A 16,715-nucleotide genomic window follows, 5' to 3' on the forward strand; every position below is an offset into this window, starting at 1 on the left:
ATGAACAGTGATGCAGTCAGAAATGATATGCCTAAACGTGCGCTTTTCCATGCGCTGGGTTTAACCGATGAAGAGATTGAGCGGCCTCTAATCGGAATTGTCAGCTCACAAAATGAAATCGTTCCGGGACATATGAATCTGGATAAAATTGTGGCGGCTGTTAAAACAGGTGTTTCCCTTGCGGGTGGAACTCCTTTGGTTTTTCCGGCAATCGCGGTTTGCGACGGAATTGCTATGGGGCACCGTGGGATGAAATATTCTTTGGTTACACGGGAACTGATTGCTGACAGCACAGAAGCAATGGCTTTGGCACACGCCTTTGATGCACTGGTAATGGTGCCGAACTGTGATAAAAATGTGCCGGGACTCCTGATGGCCGCAGCACGGTTGAATCTTCCTACGATATTTGTTTCTGGCGGCCCGATGATGGCCGGCAGAGTAGATGGGCAGAAAACAAGCTTTTCCAGCGCAAGTGAAGCGGCAGGCGCTTTTGCTGCCGGAAAAATTGATGAAGCAAAGCTCAAAGATTTTGAATATCATACCTGTCCGACCTGCGGCTCCTGTTCGGGAATGTATACCGCAAATTCCATGAACTGCCTAACGGAAGTTCTCGGAATGGGATTAAAGGGGAACGGAACAATTCCGGCAGTCTATTCCGAACGCCTGATGCTTGCAAAGCATGCCGGAATGCAGGTCATGAAACTCTTAAAGAAAAATATTCTGCCTCGGGATATTATGACAAAAGAAGCGTTTGAAAACGCTTTAACAGTGGACATGGCATTGGGCTGCAGCACAAACAGTATGCTGCATTTGCCGGCGATCGCCCATGAATGCGGAATTGAGATCGACCTCTCGATTGCAAATCAGATCAGTGACCGCACGCCGAATCTTTGCCATTTGGCTCCGGCAGGTCACACCTATATGGAAGACCTTAATGAGGCAGGCGGCGTTTATGCAGTGATGAATGAGCTTACGAAAAAGAATCTGCTTCATACCGATTTGATGACGGTTACCGGAAAAACCGTCGGAGAAAATATTGCACCCTGTAAAAACCGTGATCCCAATGTGATTCGTCCCATTGACAATCCCTACAGCACGACCGGAGGAATCGCCGTTCTGCACGGCAATCTTGCACCGGAAGGCTGTGTGGTAAAGCGCTCGGCAGTGGCTCCTTCGATGCTGACGCATGAAGGACCTGCGCGCGTTTTCGAATGTGAAGAGGATGCAATGGCGGCAATTACCGGAGGAAAAATCAACGAGGGAGATGTCATTGTCATTCGCTATGAAGGCCCGAAAGGCGGACCTGGAATGCGCGAGATGCTGAATCCCACCTCTGCAATTATGGGATGCGGCCTCGGGGAAAGCGTTGCGTTGATTACAGACGGACGTTTTTCAGGCGCGACCCGCGGTGCCGCGATCGGCCATGTCTCTCCGGAAGCAGCAGTCGGCGGCCCGATTGCTCTGGTAAAAGATGGAGATCTGATTTCCATTGATATCATGAAAAATACGCTGGAAGTGCGCGTCTCAGAAGAAGAAATGGCAAAGCGCCGCAAAGAATGGCATGCACCCGAAAAAGAATTGACCGGGTACCTCAAGCGCTATGCAAAATTGGTGACAGACGGAATGCATGGTGCAGTTGTTGATTAAATAAAAAAGTAAAAAGAATAGAAAAATCCGGCTGACTCTATGAAAAAATCAGCCGGATTTTTTATCTGCTTTTATAATTTTACGTTTGGGTTTGTATTAAAATAATGACGATTATGAGAGCCCCTTTAATGCTTCCGGGTCCAAAATACAGATGGAGCGGTAGCTGCAGTGAATCCATCCTTTTTCAGAAAAGTGGCGGATCACTCTACTGACCGTTACACGGGAAGACCCGGTCAATTCTGCCAGATCCTGCTGCGTACAGGCAACACAGCCGTCCTTTCGGGGAAGCGCTAAAAGCTGCTGAGAAACGCGTGTTTCTGCAGGCATAAAACTGATGGTATCCACTTGAGAAGAAAGCATTCGTACCGTCTTTGCCAGAAATTGCAGCATTTGCAGCGCAAGATTCGGAGATTCCCGGAATCGGGCAACTAATTCCGCACGCCCGATCGGAATGACTTCGGCGTCCTCGGTCACTTTTGCAGAGGACATTCTCGGAAGACCATCCAGAAATGCCGCTTCTCCAAAAAGACTATCCGGGGAAAGCTGTGTCAGCGTTTTCTCCATGCCTTTTTCTGAAGTCAGAAAAATTTTCACCTTTCCTGATTTCAGATAGTAAAAATAAAAATCCTGCTGCCCTTGAAGATAAAGGATCTCACCTTTTTCATAAGTCTTTGCAGGAAGCCCTTTAATTAGATCCGACCAGCCGTTTTTGGGCGTTTCAAAATGGAAATCCATTCCTTCTTGCATATCAATTTCCCCCTTAAAAATTCTTCTTAAATTGTATCATAGCTTACAATTTAATCAACAAAAATCTGTTATACTCAAATCATTCAAAATAAAGGGAGGTCTTGAACCGTGGGAATGACCATGACGCAGAAGATTTTGGCGGCGCATGCCGGCTTAGAAAATGTGACTGCCGGACAACTAATTGAGGCGAAACTGGATCTGGTTTTGGGAAATGACATCACGAGTCCCGTTGCAATCAATGAATTTGAAAAATGCGGTGCACAGAGCATTTTTGATAAGAATCGCATTGCACTGGTTCTTGATCATTTTGTGCCCAATAAAGATATTAAAGCTGCGGAACAATGCCGGCAGACTCGTGATTTTGCTGGAAAATATGACATCAAAAACTTTTTTGATGTAGGCAGAATGGGAATTGAACATGCCCTTTTGCCGGAGCAAGGTTTGGTGGGACCCGGAGACTGCGTAATTGGTGCAGACAGTCATACCTGTACCTATGGCGCTTTAGGTGCGTTTTCCACCGGCGTTGGAAGCACCGACATGGCAGCCGGTATGATCAGCGGAAAAGCATGGTTTAAAGTGCCTTCTGCGATCAAGGTCGTACTAAAAGGGAAGCTTCCGCCCTATGTTTCGGGAAAAGATGTGATTTTGCACCTGATTGGAGAAATCGGTGTGGACGGCGCTCTTTATCAATCTTTGGAGTTTACAGGCGAAGGGGTCAAGGCACTCTCGATGGACGACCGCCTCTGTATCTCAAATATGGCAATCGAAGCCGGCGCGAAAAACGGAATTTTTCCGGTGGACGATGTGACTTTAGCTTATGAAAAAGGACGTTTCGAGAGAGAGCCAAAAATTTATTCGGCCGACCCGGATGCCGAATATACTCGCGAAATAACGATCGACCTTGATACACTTCGGCCGACTGTAAGCTTTCCGCATCTGCCGGAAAATACAAAGACGATCGATGAAGCGGTGGGAGTTAAAATAGATCAGGCGGTGATCGGTTCCTGTACCAATGGCCGAATGGAGGATATGCGCACAGCGGCTTCCATTCTGAAAGGCCGTAAGATCGCAAAAGGACTGCGCTGCATTGTGATTCCGGCGACACAACAGATTTATCTTGACTGCCTGCGGGAAGGACTTTTGGAAATCTTCATTGAGGCGGGAGCGGTTGTCAGCACGCCTACCTGCGGACCATGCCTCGGCGGCTATATGGGAATCCTCGGAAAAGGAGAACGCGCAGTTTCTACAACGAATCGAAATTTTGTCGGACGGATGGGGCATGTAGAAAGCGAAGTTTATCTGGCAAGCCCTGCGGTTGCGGCGGCAAGTGCGGTAACCGGAGTTTTGACTGATCCTGCTAAACTGCCTGCGGTTGACTAAAGAAAGGAGCATGTCTTTATGATTGCTAACGGAACGGTTCATAAGTATGGAGACAATGTAGACACGGATGTGATTATTCCGGCCCGATACTTGAATACAGCTTCTCATGAGGAGCTTGCAAAGCACTGCATGGAAGATATTGATGCGACATTTGTATCAAAAGTAAAGGCTGGCGATATTATTGTTGCAAATAAAAATTTTGGCTGCGGCTCTTCTCGGGAGCATGCCCCGATCGCAATTAAAGCGAGCGGAATCTCCTGCGTAATCGCCAGCACTTTTGCACGGATTTTTTATCGCAATTCCATTAATATTGGTTTGCCGATTTTGGAATGTCCTGAGGCTGCTCAAGAGATCAAAGACGGCGATGAGGTGGAAGTGGATTTTGATTCCGGAAAAATTTTAGACAAAACACTCGGAAAGACTTTTCAGGCACAACCTTTCCCTCCATTTATTCAGAATATTATTGAAAAGGGCGGCTTGCTTAATTCTTTAAAAGATCGTTGAGCCTGATTAAAAAGAAATTTCTAAGCATCAAAATTTCTTTATTGGAAATTTTGATGCTTTTTCTTTTAAAAAATCTTTCAAAAAAGCGGAAAATTTTATCTTTTTATAGAAAATTCATTACTTCTCAAAAAAAATCAAGTATAATAGAAACAATTAAAGCTTTCTCTATTGGAGGGATCAGAATGTCACAAGGAAAAATACTGGTCGTTGATGATGACCAGAATATCTGCGAATTACTCCGCCTATATATTGAAAAAGAAGATTTCGACGTTGTGATTGCAAATGATGGCCGCAAGGCTTTAGCAATGTTCGATGCACAGGCGCCTGACTTGGTGCTGCTTGATATCATGCTTCCAGAGCTGGACGGTTGGCAGGTCTGCCGTGAAATTCGGAAAAAGAGCCAATGCCCGATTATCATGATTACCGCGAAAGGCGAAGTCTTCGATAAAGTGCTTGGGCTGGAGCTTGGTGCCGACGATTACGTTGTGAAACCTTTTGAAGCCAAAGAAGTTGTTGCCCGTATTAAAGCGGTCATGCGCAGAATCGGAAAAACGGAAAATAATACCGTAAAAGAAGTGAAGTATGATAAGCTTTCTATTAATCTTACGAATTACGAATTAAAGGTCAATGGAAAAGTAATTGATACACCGCCTAAGGAGATGGAGCTGATCTATCATTTGGCGAGCAATCCAAACCGTGTCTTTACAAGAGATCAACTATTGGATGAGGTTTGGGGATTCGATTACTACGGGGACAGCCGTACGGTCGATGTGCATATTAAACGCTTGCGTGAAAAATTAGAGGGCGTTTCAGATCAATGGTCTTTAAAGACGGTATGGGGAGTCGGATATAAATTTGAAGTCAAAGAATAAATGTGGAAGCCCTTTTGGCGACCGAACGATTTTTAAAAAATATCTGCGGGTCACAATGCTGCTGATTCTTGTCAGCTTTATTTTCCTTGGCCTTGTAATGATGATGTTCGTCAGCAATAACTGGAGACAGGAAAAACGGGATATCCTTGAAAAAGGGGCCCGCAATATTGCTGATATTGCATCCAGACAGGTGACCCAAGACGAAAATGGCGATTATCAGCTTGCGACCGAAAGTGTAAATGCTTTTTTAAAGGCATTTAGCGAAAATTCTCAGTCCGATGTTTTTGTTACGGATAACAGCGGCAATATTTTGCTGATTTGCCGAGGAACTTCCGACACTTTCCAAAAACAGGCGCTTCCGGAAAACGTGATGGAACAGACTCTTTCCGGTATGTATGACGGACAATCCACTTTAGGCGGGGTTTATGAGAAGTCCTGTTATGTTGTGGGAATCCCGATTACGGTTGCTACAGAAAACGGAACAAAGGCAGTTGGGGCTGTTTTTAACTCTGTCAGCGCTTTATCACTGACCATGTACCGCATGGATATGCTTAAAATGTTTGTTTTTGCTGCACTGGCTGCTTTTTTAATCAGCTTTTGCGTCGTATGGCTATTCTCCTATAATCTCGTCAAGCCGTTGCGTGATATGGCGGCGGCAGTACGCAGCTTCGGAGAGGGAGACTTTAGTGTACGGGTACCGGTGACAACTCGCGATGAAATGGGAGAACTGGCGGTGGCATTTAATCATATGGCGGATTCACTCGCTACCGGGGAATCTTCCAGCCGCAGTTTTATTGCCAATGTGAGTCATGAGCTGAAAACACCGATGACGACCATTTCCGGATTCATTGATGGAATCTTGGACGGTACCATTCCACCGGAAAAACAAGAACATTACTTAAAGATTGTTTCTTCCGAAGTAAAACGTCTTTCAAGATTGGTGAAAAGCATGCTGAATCTTTCTCGTATTGACAGCGGGGAACTTCGACTGCGGCCGGCAACTTTTGATATCAATCAGACCGTTCTGGACGCTATGCTTTCGTTTGAAAAGCCGATCGAGGACAAAAAGCTCGAAGTTCGGGGCTTGGAAGACAGTGTCAGCATAAAAGTTGACGGAGACCCTGATATGATTCATCAGGTGGTCTATAATCTGATTGAAAATGCGGTTAAGTTTACAAATGAGGGCGGCTATATCGAAGTTCGTACGGAAGATCTAAAAGATCGGGTGGTCGTCCATATTAAAAACAGCGGCGAAGGAATTGCACCGGATGAAATCACACGGATTTTTCAACGGTTCTATAAGACAGACAAATCGCGCTCAAAAGATAAAACCGGGATGGGATTGGGTCTCTATATTGTACGTACAATTATCAAACTGCACGGCGGAGAAATTACAGTCAGTTCCATTCAAGGAGAATTCAGCGAATTTTCTTTCTGGCTGCCTAAGCAACATTACCTGGAGGAAAACCAAAAACATTCGGAAAAACGTTTGGACAAGAAAACCGATTCCAAAAAACATTCGTCTCTGAAAAAATCTAAGAACAAGAAAACCAAAACAGATTCTCACCATACAGGAGGAAATGTATGACGGATGATCAGAAAACAAAATCTCTGAATGATGAAGCAGAACAGCCTCAGGACATTTCTCCGGAAAAATCAGAAAATCATGAAAGCACACAGCCCGAAGTTCCAGAAAGCTGTTCCAAGGAAATAATGCCTGTGGAAGATCATGCGGAGACATCATCAAATGAAATAAGCTCCTCTTGTTCTAAAACATCTGGAGAAAAAGAGCATTATTCTGAAGTTGATATAGCACCGCAGGACCCAAGCCAGAGTGGGTTTGGCTATGGCACGGGTACCATTCCGCAAAAGGACACTTATGGAAACGGAGCGGCACCGCAGAATCCTAGTCAGAGCGGATTCGGTTATGGAACGGGTACCATTCCACAAAACGGGGCTTATGGAAACGGAGCGGCACCGCAGGACCCCAGCCAGAGTGGGTTTGGCTATGGAACTGGCACGATGCCGCAAAAGGACACTTATGGAAACGGGGCAGCACCGCAGAATCCTAGTCAGAGCGGATTCGGTTATGGAACTGGCACGATGCCGCAAAAGGAAGCTTATGGAAACGGAGCGGCACCGCAGAATCCTAGTCAGAGCGGATTCGGTTATGGAACTGGCACGATGCCGCAAAAGGACACTTATGGAAACGGAGCGGCACCGCAGAATCCTAGTCAGAGCGGATTCGGTTATGGAACTGGCACGATGCCGCAAAAGGACACTTATGGAAACGGAGCGGCACCGCAGGACCCAAGTCGGAATGGATTCGGCTATGGACAGGGGAACGGAGCTGGCGGGAATCCGCCGCCCCCCGGTGGATTTTATGCACCTCCGGGAGCACCAATGCCGCGTGGGCCAAGACCTAAGATGAGCACGCAGACCAAAGTGATTCTGGGAGTCTTTATTGGCTTAGCGGTCATCTTTTTGATTGTCGGAATAGGAGTGTCAATCTTTTATACGGTAAACCATACAGATTCCGGCGTGGTACAAAATTCTTCTTCTTCTGAGTCTGGAGGGAAAAACTCTTCTTCTGACAGCAGTGAATTTGAAACACCTGAACATCCTTATATTGAGGACGGAGGGACTTCCAATGCAAAAATTACAATGGCGTCTAAAACTGGCAGCCCAATGGATGCAACTGAAATTTTTCGGAAAGTTAGCCCCAGTGTTGTTGGTGTCGTTGCAGAAGTTTCTGACGGCAGCGGAAATACCGAAACCAGTCAGGGAACTGGAATCATTGCCAGCAGTGATGGTGTAATTTTGACGAATTCTCATGTGATTAATAATTCTAAAAAAACAAAAGTGAAAGTGATTTTACAGGACAGCAGCGAATATGAAGCAAGTGTAAAAGGGTATGATAAAACCAGCGATATAGCTCTACTTAAAATCAGTGCCCAAAATTTACCTGCTGCTATCTTTGGAAATGCTGACGAAATGCAGGTGGGTGAAAAAGCTTATGCAATCGGGAATCCCGGCGGAATTCAATATGCATATTCTATGACGGATGGAATTATTTCTGCATTGCATCGGCCTATTACCAGCCATTCTGAAAATGGGATTACTTATATCCAGACAAATGTTGCCATTAATCCTGGTAATTCCGGAGGGCCACTGATCAATGACTACGGACAGGTGGTTGGAATCACCTCCAATAAAATTATCGCAAGCGAAGGCATGGGCTTTGCGATCCCGATTAATCAGACTGCCGATATTATTAACCAGCTGATTTCTAATGGCTATGTGAATGGCCGTGGGCGCCTCGGGATCACCGTTAAAAATCTCAGCGGTTGGGAACAGAGTACCTATGATATTGACGGCGGTGTCTCTATCTATTCGATCAACGACGACAGCCCTCTTAAGGGTACAAAAGTAAATGCCGGAGATATTTTGTTACAAATCGATGGAACACAGGTCGACTCCGTCAGTGATATGACTAATATGATGGGAAAATATCATGCAGGAGATTCTGTTACTTTGACGGTCTTTTCGGTTAATCAAGGGGAAAATGTTGATGTGCAGGTCACTCTTTTAGAAGATAAAAGCGATAATTAGAAAGAAACTAAAAAGGCATTCTATCCAAAAGGATAGGATGCCTTTTTAGCTGATAAAAAGATATTGGAAGCGAGTCCTTATAATCAATGTAAGACAGCCAAGAAATGGGGGAAAATCTATTCATAAGAAGTCATTCCTTAACTGCACCTTGATTATACAATGAGATGCTGATATAATCAAATACATATATTTGTATATCAATTATAATAAAATGTTATGGGGCGATTTTATGTTGCAGGAAATGGCTTATGTTTATGAAGTCTATCGTGAGCGGAGTTTTTCCAAGGCTGCAAAAAATTTATATATTTCTCAACCCGCTCTGAGTACCTATGTCAAACGGGTGGAGAATCAGATCGGACAGAAAATTTTTGATCGGAATGTGACGCCGATTGAATTGACGGAAGCCGGACGAGCTTATATCGATACGGCGGAAAAAATTTTAACCGATGAAAAAGATTTGATTCGTTATTTAAACGATCTTTCTGATATGAAAACCGGAACGATTACAATCGGGGGAACTCATTTTTATTCCTCTTACCTTTTGCCGCCGATTATTAAGGAGTTTAAACGTCGTTTCCCTGGAATTCAAGTACAGGTGGTGGAAGGAGATTCGGTATCTCTTTACGAAAGAATCAAAGAGCATCCAATCGATTTGATTATGGATGGTGGTACCGTAAAAGAATCTGCTTACGAGATGGTCCCTTTTATTGAAGAAACCGTTTTGCTCTGTGTGCCCCAAGAAAATCCCATCAATCAAAAATTACGCAAATATCAAATGACGGCAAAGGATATTTATAAGAATCGATATCAGCTTCCCAAAATGCCGGCAGTTCCTTTAAAGTGCTTTTCGGAAGAACTTTTTGTTTTGATGAAGCCAGGACATGATCTCTATGCAAGAGGAGTGGAAATTTGTGGGGAAGCAGGCTTTGTACCCCGTTCTTCTATGCGCCTAAGTCAGATGATGACTGCCTATAATTTTTGCAGTCAGGGATTAGGGGTTACGTTTGCTACTGATTTGTTAGTAAAAATGCAGCCGGGAAATTCCCATCTGGTTTTTTATCGAATCGGAGATCCACGCTCTAAACGCCCAGTGTTTTTGGCTTATCGGAAAGGCGCTTATATGACAAAATCAATGGCATCGTTTATTGATATTGCACGCAAACAACTTTTCCTTGACCCACAACAAAGTTCTCTGTAATTATTTTATAAATATAAAAAAAGGCCTGCCGCCGAATGATTTTTCGGGACAGGCCTTTTTATTATTTCTTAATTTAACGTTCCGTTCCAAGGAAAAACAAAGCAATCGTTCCCGGGCCGGAATGAGCACCGATCACGGGACCTATAAAATTGATAAAAACCGTTTTTGTTCCTAATCGCTCTTTTATCTGATTTGCTACATATTCTGCATCTTCTTTGGAATCTCCATGGCTGATAAAGACCGTTTCATTTTTCGGATTAGTTGCGGTTTGAGCCATATGATCCACTAAAGCATCCAGAGAAGCTTTGCGGCCGCGTACCTTACTGATCGGAATTAAGTGGCCATTATTATCTACATGCATGACCGGTTTAATGCCGAGAACAGTTCCAAAAAGTGCCGCCGCACCGTTTACTCTTCCGCCGCGTTTCAGAAAGTTTAAATCATCAACCGTGAACCAATGGCAAAGATGAAGTTTGTTTTCTTCAATCCAATCCCGTACTTCATCAATTGATTTTCCGTTTAAACGCTGATTAGCAGCATACCAAATTAAAAGTCCCTGCCCAAGTGATGCACAGAGAGTATCAATTACATAGATTTTTCGTTCCGGATAGAGAGCAGTTAGCTCTTCTCCAGCCATTTTAGCCGCTTGGTAGGTACCGCTCAGCCCCGAAGAAAAACAGGGACATAAAACATCCTGACCCTTTTTTAAATAGATTTCCATCAAATTTTTAAAGGATTCCATATTGACGGCACTAGTCGTACAGGTAGAACCTTCACGCAGCTTTTTATAGAATTTTTCCGGTGTGATTTCTGGCCAGTCTAACTCGTTTTTATGCTCTTTTCCATCAATGTGAAACGAAAGTGGCAAAACCTTTAAATCCAGCTGTTCGGCTATCTCTTGGTTGAGATCACAGGAAGAATCAGTGACAATTACGTAATTGGGCACAGAAGGAAACCTCCCCTTTACATTTTATTAAAATGATTGTATCACGCTTTGAAAACAAAATCAATTCGTTTTTAAAACCAGATGAAACATTTTGATAAAAGAATATTAATATTTTTAAAGAATTCGCTGATTAAGGCGAATTCTTTTGTTTGTTTTCCGGTGGAATGAAAGGAGGAATGAAATGAAATATCCAAAGACCGTGGAAGACGGCTACCGGAAACTGGCCTTCGGCGGAATCGGAAGTGCAGTACGGCTGCTCTTTTTACGAGAAGAGGAATCACTGCCGAATTTTGATAAGTTGGATCTCTATTGTGTGCAGGAAATTCGCAGAGGAAAAGATGGCATTTTGGAAATTAAATTCTACGACCGACTGCGTGCAATGGAATGTCTCGAAGCTTATCAAAACCATTCGGAAGGAGAACCACTGCAGGAAGCTTTATCAGCTTGTGCGAAAGCGCTCAATCACGATCATGATTCTGCACTTTAGCAAAAAGCAACTGACGGCGATGACGTGGTGGTGCAGAGAAAGCAAAACCGAAAATTTTGATGCAATTATCTGCGACGGTGCGGTGCGAAGTGGCAAGACGCTGTCAATGGGACTGGGTTTCATCTTTTGGGCAATGAGTACTTTTAACCATGGAAGTTTTGCGTTCTGTGGAAAAACCATTCGGTCCCTTTGGCGAAATCTAATGGGAAATCTTCTTCCTATGCTCAGTACCGCCGGGTTTTCGGTTTCCCTTCGCCGGAGCGAAAATAGGTTTCTCGTAAAAAAGGGAGACAAGCAAAACTGTTTTTTTCTCTTCGGAGGCAAAGATGAAAGCAGTGCCATGCTGATTCAGGGATTAACACTCTGCGGAGTCTTTTTCGATGAAGTTGCCCTAATGCCGCGTTCCTTTGTGGAACAAGCACTGGCGCGCTGCAGCGTGGATAATTCTCGATTTTGGTTCAACTGCAATCCGGAAGATCCTACTCATTGGTTTTACCAGAAATGGATCAAAAAATGCAAAGAAAGGAATGCTTTTTATTTACATTTTACAATGGAGGATAATCCGGGGCTCTCAAAAAAGGTGCGTTTGCGCTATGAACGGCTCTATGAGGGCACTTTTTATGAGCGCTTTATTAAGGGACGCTGGGTATGCGCACAGGGATTGATTTATCCGTTTATGACCTCGCCGCAGATGATCTTTTCTCCACCGGGAGTTTGCTCTGAATATGCGGTTAGCTGTGATTACGGAACCAGAAATCCAAGTTCTTTTGGCCTTTGGGGAAGAAAGAAAAATGTTTGGTACCGGGTGGACGAATATTACTATGACGGACGCCAAAATGATTCCCGCACCGATGAGGAACATTATAAAGCACTTGAAACGCTTTGTGAAGGGAAAAAGATTCATTGGATTACGGTGGACCCTAGTGCTGCAAGTTTTATAGAAGTGATTCGCCGCCACGGGAAATTTCGTGTGATCCCTGCTAAAAATGATGTACTCGAAGGGATTCGAAAAACAAACCTTGCTTTAAAAGAAGGCAAAATTCGAATTTGCAGTACCTGCGGCAATACCATTCGAGAATTTTCTCGATATCGCTGGCAGGAAAGCCGCGAGGCACCGGTGAAAGAGGAGGATCATGCGATGGACGATATCCGGTATTTTGTTATGAATCTATTGGGCAGAGAAGAAAATGCATGGGCGTTGGCTCTGCCCCGCGGAAAGGAGGATTCATGAAATCCTTATTCAAAAAGAAACAGGAACCTTCGGCAGTTGCAGTTCAGACGAGAAATAGCCTTTATCCTTTTCAATCTTTACGGGACTATATTCCACAAAACTCCGGTGAGCTGCAGCTTTATGACCAACTGCGCCAACTGGTCCCTATTATTGATGCTGCGATCGATAAGATCCTACGGCTGATTGGCTCTTTCCAAGTGCATTGCAGCGATGCTGACAAAGAAGCACCTTTGCAGAACTTTTTGCAGACGGTACAGGTGAACGCTACGAGTTGCGGGCTGGAACGCTTTTTATTGGAATATCTTGACCAACTGCTTACTTACGGCAATGCAGTGGGGGAAATCGTTTTACAGAACGGACAGATTGCGGCTCTTTATAACGCATCTTTGCGGGATGTAGAATTGGTTGCCAAAACACCGCTTTCTCTGGAGGTGAGAAGACGGACTCTTTCCGGCAGCGAACCGGTTCCCTATCCGCAACTGGTGATGGTAACAGCACTAAATCCACCCCCAGGTTCGGCCAAAGGGGTAAGCCTTTTGAGAAGTCTGCCGTTTGTAACGGGAATTTTATTGCAGATTTTTCACACGTTGGGGGTCAATTGGGAGCGCGTAGGAAACGTCCGCTTTGCTGTAACCTGTGAGCCGGGACGAGACGGGGAACCATTTGCAAAAGAACGTGCGGAACAGATGGCAACTCAATGGAAACGGGCAATGACTTCTAGAGACCCAAGTGATTTTGTAGCGGTAGGAAATGTCCATATTCAGGCGATCGGTGCAGATAACCAGATCCTTGACAGCGAAATTCCGGTGCGGCAAATGCTGGAACAGATTGTTGCAAAGTTGGGAATTCCTCCATTTTTACTGGGCCTCTCTTGGTCCAGTACAGAACGAATGAGCACACAGCAGGCCGATCTTCTTACGAGTGAACTGGAATCTTACCGAAGACTTCTGGAACCGGTCATTCGGAAAATCAGCACACTTTGGCTGAGACTTTCCGGCAGCTTTGGAACAGTCTCGATTGACTGGAATGACATCTCGCTTCAGGATACAACAGAACTTGCAAATGCAGCGCATGTACGCGCACAGACAAGTCTTTTGGAGGAACAAATTCGAAAACTAAAAAAGGAGAATGCAAATGCGTAACGGAACCGTTTTAAAAAGCGGTGATCTGCCGGACACAGACGCGCTAAATAAAATCAATCAATACACTCGAAGACCATTTTCCGCAGAGGAAGTTTATACCTTTCGGGTGGCGCTTTGCGATAATGAAATTGACAGGGATTATGAGCGCTTTACCACAAAGGCTCTCTCTGATCTCGGGAAGCTGTTTCTAGGAAAAACCGGAATTTTTAATCATAGTATGGACGCTTCTACGCAGGTTGCTCGTATTTATGATACGGCATTAGAAACAGATCAGAGTCGGAAAACAATGGCAGGAGAGCCATATTGCAGACTGGTCGCAATGGCCTATCTGCCGCGATGCGATAAGAATCGCGATTTAATGTTGGAAATTGACAGCGGAATGAAAAAGGAAGTCAGCGTTGGCTGTTCCGTTGGAAGTATGACCTGTTCGATCTGCGGAACGGACTTACGGGAAAAATCCTGCGGCCATCAAAAAGGAGAACTTTATAACGGCAAAGTCTGCTGTGCAGTGCTTTCCAATCCGCAGGACGCCTATGAATGGAGCTTTGTAGCGGTCCCCGCGCAGAGGGAAGCGGGAGTAACAAAAGGATTTAAAAATTCGGGAATGGAAGACGATGCAGCATGGGGAAAACGGTATCGCGAAAAGTTGATGAAAGAAACAGTAAAAGCAATTTCTTTACTGCATCCGGAAATTGAGGGTGATACGGTACGACGAATGGCCTTAGCACTTTCGCCGGAGGAATTGGAGCAGGTGGAAAATTCTCTGCAAAAAAATCTGCAGGAAAAGCTCCCCCTTGCGCCTCAGCTGATGCGCAGAGAGAAAAAAGCACAGAAAAATGACAACGAACCCTATTGTATTTGATTTTGCACCAAAAAGGAGAGAGAAAAAAATGAAAATTTCTATGAATGGTTTTGGAGAAAATATGGCGACCTTTGCATGTGGTGATACGACAGCTTATGGCAACCTGGTAAAAATGAGCGACAACGGAACGGTTTCTCCCTGTGTGAGCGGAGATGTCTTTTGCGGCATTGCAAATTCGGTAAGAAACGGATTTACAGCAGTTCAGCTCAACGGATATCGGGAGATCCCTTATACGGGGACAGCGCCAAAGGTTGGCTATCAGACCTTAGCAGCTTCTGGAGCACAAAGCGTTTCGGTCGTTTCTACAGGTGGGCGAAGCTATTTAGTTATCAGTGTAGACCCCAGCGCTAAAACAATCGGAATCATGCTTTAATTAAGAGAGGAGATTTTATTATGGCTTTTTATGAAAACTTGCGATTGGAAAAAGGAATGTATGGGACCGGAAAATCTTTTACGAATGTTCTGGAATCTTTGGACCATTCCGAAAACTATAAAGGGACGTCCCTCGAAAATTTGGACGCTTATCAGAGACAGCTAAAACGTTTTGATATTCGAGTGAGCGGACGAACCAGCGATCGGGTGGAAAAATTTTTCCAGTCCGGCGATAGTGCCGCTCTTTTCCCGGAATATGTCTGCCGGGCTGTTCGTCAGGGGATAGAACAGGAAAACCTACTTCCTTCAATTGTGGCAACAACCACACAGGTGGAGGGACTTGACTATCGTACCATTACCAGCACGCCGACGAACGAGGAAAAGTCGCTTAAGCCGGTAGCGGAAGGCGCAAAAATTCCGGAAACCGTTGTCCATGTGCAGGATCATCTGGTGAAGCTTCAGAAACGTGGCCGCATGTTGGTGGCAAGCTATGAGGCTTTACGATTCCAGCGGTTGGACCTTTTTACGGTTACGCTACGCCAAATCGGCGCCTATATTGCCCGTGCACAGCTTGGTGATGCGGTAGATGTTTTGCTTCATGGAGACGATGGAAAAGATAATGTTACTTCCATTACGGCTTTCGGTACCAGCGGAGTTGCTTATAAAGATCTCGTTTCTCTTTGGGCTTCGCTTTCTCCTTATCAGATGAACACCATGTTGGCGGGAACCGAAACTGTTCAGGACCTTTTGAATATTTCTGAATTGAAAGACGCGAAAGCGGGACTGAATTTTCAGGGAACCGGAAAATTGGGAACACCAGTTGGTGCAAATCTTTTGCATGTGCCGGATGTGCCCGCTAAAACAGTGGTTGGTCTTGACAGCACTTGCGCACTGGAAATGGTTCAGGCCGGTGATATTGTCACCGATTATGATAAGCTGATTGACCGTCAGTTGGAACGTGCTTCCATCAGCATGATTGCAGGCTTTACAAAAATTTTCGGCGGCGCCGTTAAAACGCTGACTTATCAGGCTTAACCTATGGATGAAATAGCAGTGATGGAGCGATTCGCTTTTTATCGGGGATTGAATGAGGAGGAAACGCAACCTTATTTTACCTTGGTGAGAGACGCGATTGCTCAGATTGAAGAAGCGCGGCGAAAAGACATTTCAGGGGGAGAGACGCTGCTCTGCGCCGCTGCTGCCGCTTTAGCAAACTGGCAGGCATCGCTTTTAAATGGCGGCGGCAGCTTCTCCGCAGGAGAAGTCCGGATGCAATCCGGTTGCGGCGCAACGGAAAAAGCTCTATGGGAGCAAGCCAAACGCGCAGCATCTCCTTTTCTTCAAGACCATTTTTATTTTGGGAGGATATTATGAGCCGCTCGGAATTGGTAAAAAGTCTTTTACAGCGATATGGAAATGAGTTTTTTTGGAATGAGAATTCTTATCGCGGACTTTTTCGGACGCTCGACAAAAAAGTGCAGGAAGGCAGATGTTACCGCCTGATTGCGTCTGCGGATTTTTTACCAATGATTGGCGATGAAGTTAGAGATGAAAAATATTTTTATACGATCCTTCGCGTAGATGGCGTATTCGTTTCAGGAAAACGCCTTTATACCTGGTGTATCGTAGAACAAAAAGACGGTTGGGAGAGATCGGAAAATGACGCTTGAACAAATAGAAAGCCTCACGGAAAAAATCAGCAAAGAGCTTGAGAT

At 44.9% G+C, this 16,715-nt stretch carries 17 protein-coding genes; 15 read left to right on the forward strand and 2 right to left on the reverse strand.

The window, feature by feature from the left end; genetic code table 11:
• Positions 1 to 1,647, forward strand: a complete 1,647-nt coding sequence (gene ilvD / locus ACVS9P_RS01040; RefSeq protein WP_452103803.1) for a dihydroxy-acid dehydratase — start codon at positions 1 to 3, stop codon at positions 1,645 to 1,647.
• A gap of 111 nt (positions 1,648 to 1,758) precedes the next feature.
• Here ilvD and ACVS9P_RS01045 read toward each other — a convergent pair whose 3' ends face one another.
• Positions 1,759 to 2,394 (reverse strand): Crp/Fnr family transcriptional regulator, encoded by a 636-nt coding sequence (locus tag ACVS9P_RS01045; RefSeq protein ID WP_452103804.1) that lies wholly within the window; start codon positions 2,392 to 2,394, stop codon positions 1,759 to 1,761.
• A gap of 108 nt (positions 2,395 to 2,502) precedes the next feature.
• On the opposite strand from ACVS9P_RS01045, the gene leuC reads away from it, so the two are divergent.
• The 6 genes from leuC to ACVS9P_RS01075 all read left to right on the forward strand — a co-directional run bounded on the left by leuC (position 2,503) and on the right by ACVS9P_RS01075 (position 9,960).
• Positions 2,503 to 3,774 (forward strand): 3-isopropylmalate dehydratase large subunit, encoded by a 1,272-nt coding sequence (gene leuC, locus ACVS9P_RS01050; protein WP_452103805.1) that lies wholly within the window; start codon positions 2,503 to 2,505, stop codon positions 3,772 to 3,774.
• An 18-nt stretch (positions 3,775 to 3,792) separates the two neighbouring features.
• Complete coding sequence (gene leuD / locus ACVS9P_RS01055; RefSeq protein ID WP_452103806.1) at positions 3,793 to 4,278, forward strand: 3-isopropylmalate dehydratase small subunit; 486 nt, start codon at positions 3,793 to 3,795, stop codon at positions 4,276 to 4,278.
• A 182-nt stretch (positions 4,279 to 4,460) separates the two neighbouring features.
• Complete coding sequence (locus ACVS9P_RS01060) at positions 4,461 to 5,150, forward strand: response regulator transcription factor (RefSeq protein WP_180341655.1); 690 nt, start codon at positions 4,461 to 4,463, stop codon at positions 5,148 to 5,150.
• Entirely contained in the window at positions 5,134 to 6,738 is a 1,605-nt protein-coding gene (locus ACVS9P_RS01065; RefSeq protein ID WP_452103807.1) for an ATP-binding protein, read from the forward strand. Before ACVS9P_RS01060 ends, ACVS9P_RS01065 begins: the two co-directional genes overlap by 17 nt.
• Positions 6,735 to 8,762, forward strand: a complete 2,028-nt coding sequence (locus tag ACVS9P_RS01070; RefSeq protein WP_452103808.1) for a S1C family serine protease — start codon at positions 6,735 to 6,737, stop codon at positions 8,760 to 8,762. Before ACVS9P_RS01065 ends, ACVS9P_RS01070 begins: the two co-directional genes overlap by 4 nt.
• 229 nt (positions 8,763 to 8,991) lie before the next feature.
• A complete protein-coding gene (locus tag ACVS9P_RS01075; protein ID WP_452103809.1) occupies positions 8,992 to 9,960 on the forward strand; it encodes a LysR family transcriptional regulator in 969 nt (322 codons plus the stop codon).
• A gap of 73 nt (positions 9,961 to 10,033) precedes the next feature.
• On the opposite strand, the gene ACVS9P_RS01080 is transcribed toward ACVS9P_RS01075, so the two are convergent.
• Positions 10,034 to 10,906, reverse strand: coding sequence for a DegV family protein (locus ACVS9P_RS01080; protein ID WP_452103810.1), 873 nt, complete (start codon positions 10,904 to 10,906; stop codon positions 10,034 to 10,036).
• 181 nt (positions 10,907 to 11,087) lie between these two features.
• Between ACVS9P_RS01080 and ACVS9P_RS01085 the strand changes: the two genes are divergently transcribed.
• From ACVS9P_RS01085 to ACVS9P_RS01120, 8 genes are read left to right on the forward strand one after another with little or no spacing between them, the layout of a single operon-like run.
• Entirely contained in the window at positions 11,088 to 11,393 is a 306-nt protein-coding gene (locus tag ACVS9P_RS01085; RefSeq protein WP_452103811.1) for a hypothetical protein, read from the forward strand.
• Positions 11,353 to 12,624: a PBSX family phage terminase large subunit gene (locus ACVS9P_RS01090; RefSeq protein ID WP_452103812.1), complete on the forward strand. Its 1,272-nt coding sequence runs from the start codon at positions 11,353 to 11,355 to the stop codon at positions 12,622 to 12,624. The genes ACVS9P_RS01085 and ACVS9P_RS01090 overlap by 41 nt, the downstream gene beginning before the upstream one ends.
• On the forward strand, positions 12,621 to 13,766 hold the full coding sequence (locus ACVS9P_RS01095) for a serine/threonine protein phosphatase (RefSeq protein ID WP_452103813.1): 1,146 nt from the start codon (positions 12,621 to 12,623) through the stop codon (positions 13,764 to 13,766). The genes ACVS9P_RS01090 and ACVS9P_RS01095 overlap by 4 nt, the downstream gene beginning before the upstream one ends.
• Positions 13,759 to 14,628, forward strand: a complete 870-nt coding sequence (locus ACVS9P_RS01100) for a hypothetical protein (protein ID WP_452103814.1) — start codon at positions 13,759 to 13,761, stop codon at positions 14,626 to 14,628. The genes ACVS9P_RS01095 and ACVS9P_RS01100 overlap by 8 nt, the downstream gene beginning before the upstream one ends.
• A gap of 28 nt (positions 14,629 to 14,656) precedes the next feature.
• Entirely contained in the window at positions 14,657 to 15,001 is a 345-nt protein-coding gene (locus ACVS9P_RS01105) for a hypothetical protein (RefSeq protein WP_452103815.1), read from the forward strand.
• A gap of 20 nt (positions 15,002 to 15,021) precedes the next feature.
• Entirely contained in the window at positions 15,022 to 16,035 is a 1,014-nt protein-coding gene (locus tag ACVS9P_RS01110; protein WP_452103816.1) for a phage major capsid protein, read from the forward strand.
• Between the two features lie 3 nt (positions 16,036 to 16,038).
• The gene (locus ACVS9P_RS01115) at positions 16,039 to 16,374 is read left to right on the forward strand and encodes a hypothetical protein (RefSeq protein WP_452103817.1); all 336 of its coding nucleotides are present in this window, start codon (positions 16,039 to 16,041) and stop codon (positions 16,372 to 16,374) included.
• Positions 16,371 to 16,670: a hypothetical protein gene (locus ACVS9P_RS01120; protein ID WP_452103818.1), complete on the forward strand. Its 300-nt coding sequence runs from the start codon at positions 16,371 to 16,373 to the stop codon at positions 16,668 to 16,670. Before ACVS9P_RS01115 ends, ACVS9P_RS01120 begins: the two co-directional genes overlap by 4 nt.
• The last annotated feature ends 45 nt before the right edge of the window (positions 16,671 to 16,715 follow it).

The sequence above is a fragment of the Caproicibacterium sp. NSD3 genome (genome assembly GCF_053613275.1).

What these genes read in the sequence shown, in the direction of transcription:
- ilvD (WP_452103803.1), top strand. Translation starts at nt 1, where the DNA reads ATGAACAGTGATGCAGTCAGAAATGATATGCCTAAACGTGCGCTTTTC.
- ACVS9P_RS01045 (WP_452103804.1), bottom strand. Translation starts at nt 2,394, where the DNA reads ATGCAAGAAGGAATGGATTTCCATTTTGAAACGCCCAAAAACGGCTGG.
- leuD (WP_452103806.1), top strand. Translation starts at nt 3,793, where the DNA reads ATGATTGCTAACGGAACGGTTCATAAGTATGGAGACAATGTAGACACG.
- ACVS9P_RS01060 (WP_180341655.1), top strand. Translation starts at nt 4,461, where the DNA reads ATGTCACAAGGAAAAATACTGGTCGTTGATGATGACCAGAATATCTGC.
- ACVS9P_RS01070 (WP_452103808.1), top strand. Translation starts at nt 6,735, where the DNA reads ATGACGGATGATCAGAAAACAAAATCTCTGAATGATGAAGCAGAACAG.
- ACVS9P_RS01075 (WP_452103809.1), top strand. Translation starts at nt 8,992, where the DNA reads ATGTTGCAGGAAATGGCTTATGTTTATGAAGTCTATCGTGAGCGGAGT.
- ACVS9P_RS01085 (WP_452103811.1), top strand. Translation starts at nt 11,088, where the DNA reads ATGAAATATCCAAAGACCGTGGAAGACGGCTACCGGAAACTGGCCTTC.
- ACVS9P_RS01095 (WP_452103813.1), top strand. Translation starts at nt 12,621, where the DNA reads ATGAAATCCTTATTCAAAAAGAAACAGGAACCTTCGGCAGTTGCAGTT.
- ACVS9P_RS01100 (WP_452103814.1), top strand. Translation starts at nt 13,759, where the DNA reads ATGCGTAACGGAACCGTTTTAAAAAGCGGTGATCTGCCGGACACAGAC.
- ACVS9P_RS01105 (WP_452103815.1), top strand. Translation starts at nt 14,657, where the DNA reads ATGAAAATTTCTATGAATGGTTTTGGAGAAAATATGGCGACCTTTGCA.
- ACVS9P_RS01110 (WP_452103816.1), top strand. Translation starts at nt 15,022, where the DNA reads ATGGCTTTTTATGAAAACTTGCGATTGGAAAAAGGAATGTATGGGACC.
- ACVS9P_RS01115 (WP_452103817.1), top strand. Translation starts at nt 16,039, where the DNA reads ATGGATGAAATAGCAGTGATGGAGCGATTCGCTTTTTATCGGGGATTG.
- ACVS9P_RS01120 (WP_452103818.1), top strand. Translation starts at nt 16,371, where the DNA reads ATGAGCCGCTCGGAATTGGTAAAAAGTCTTTTACAGCGATATGGAAAT.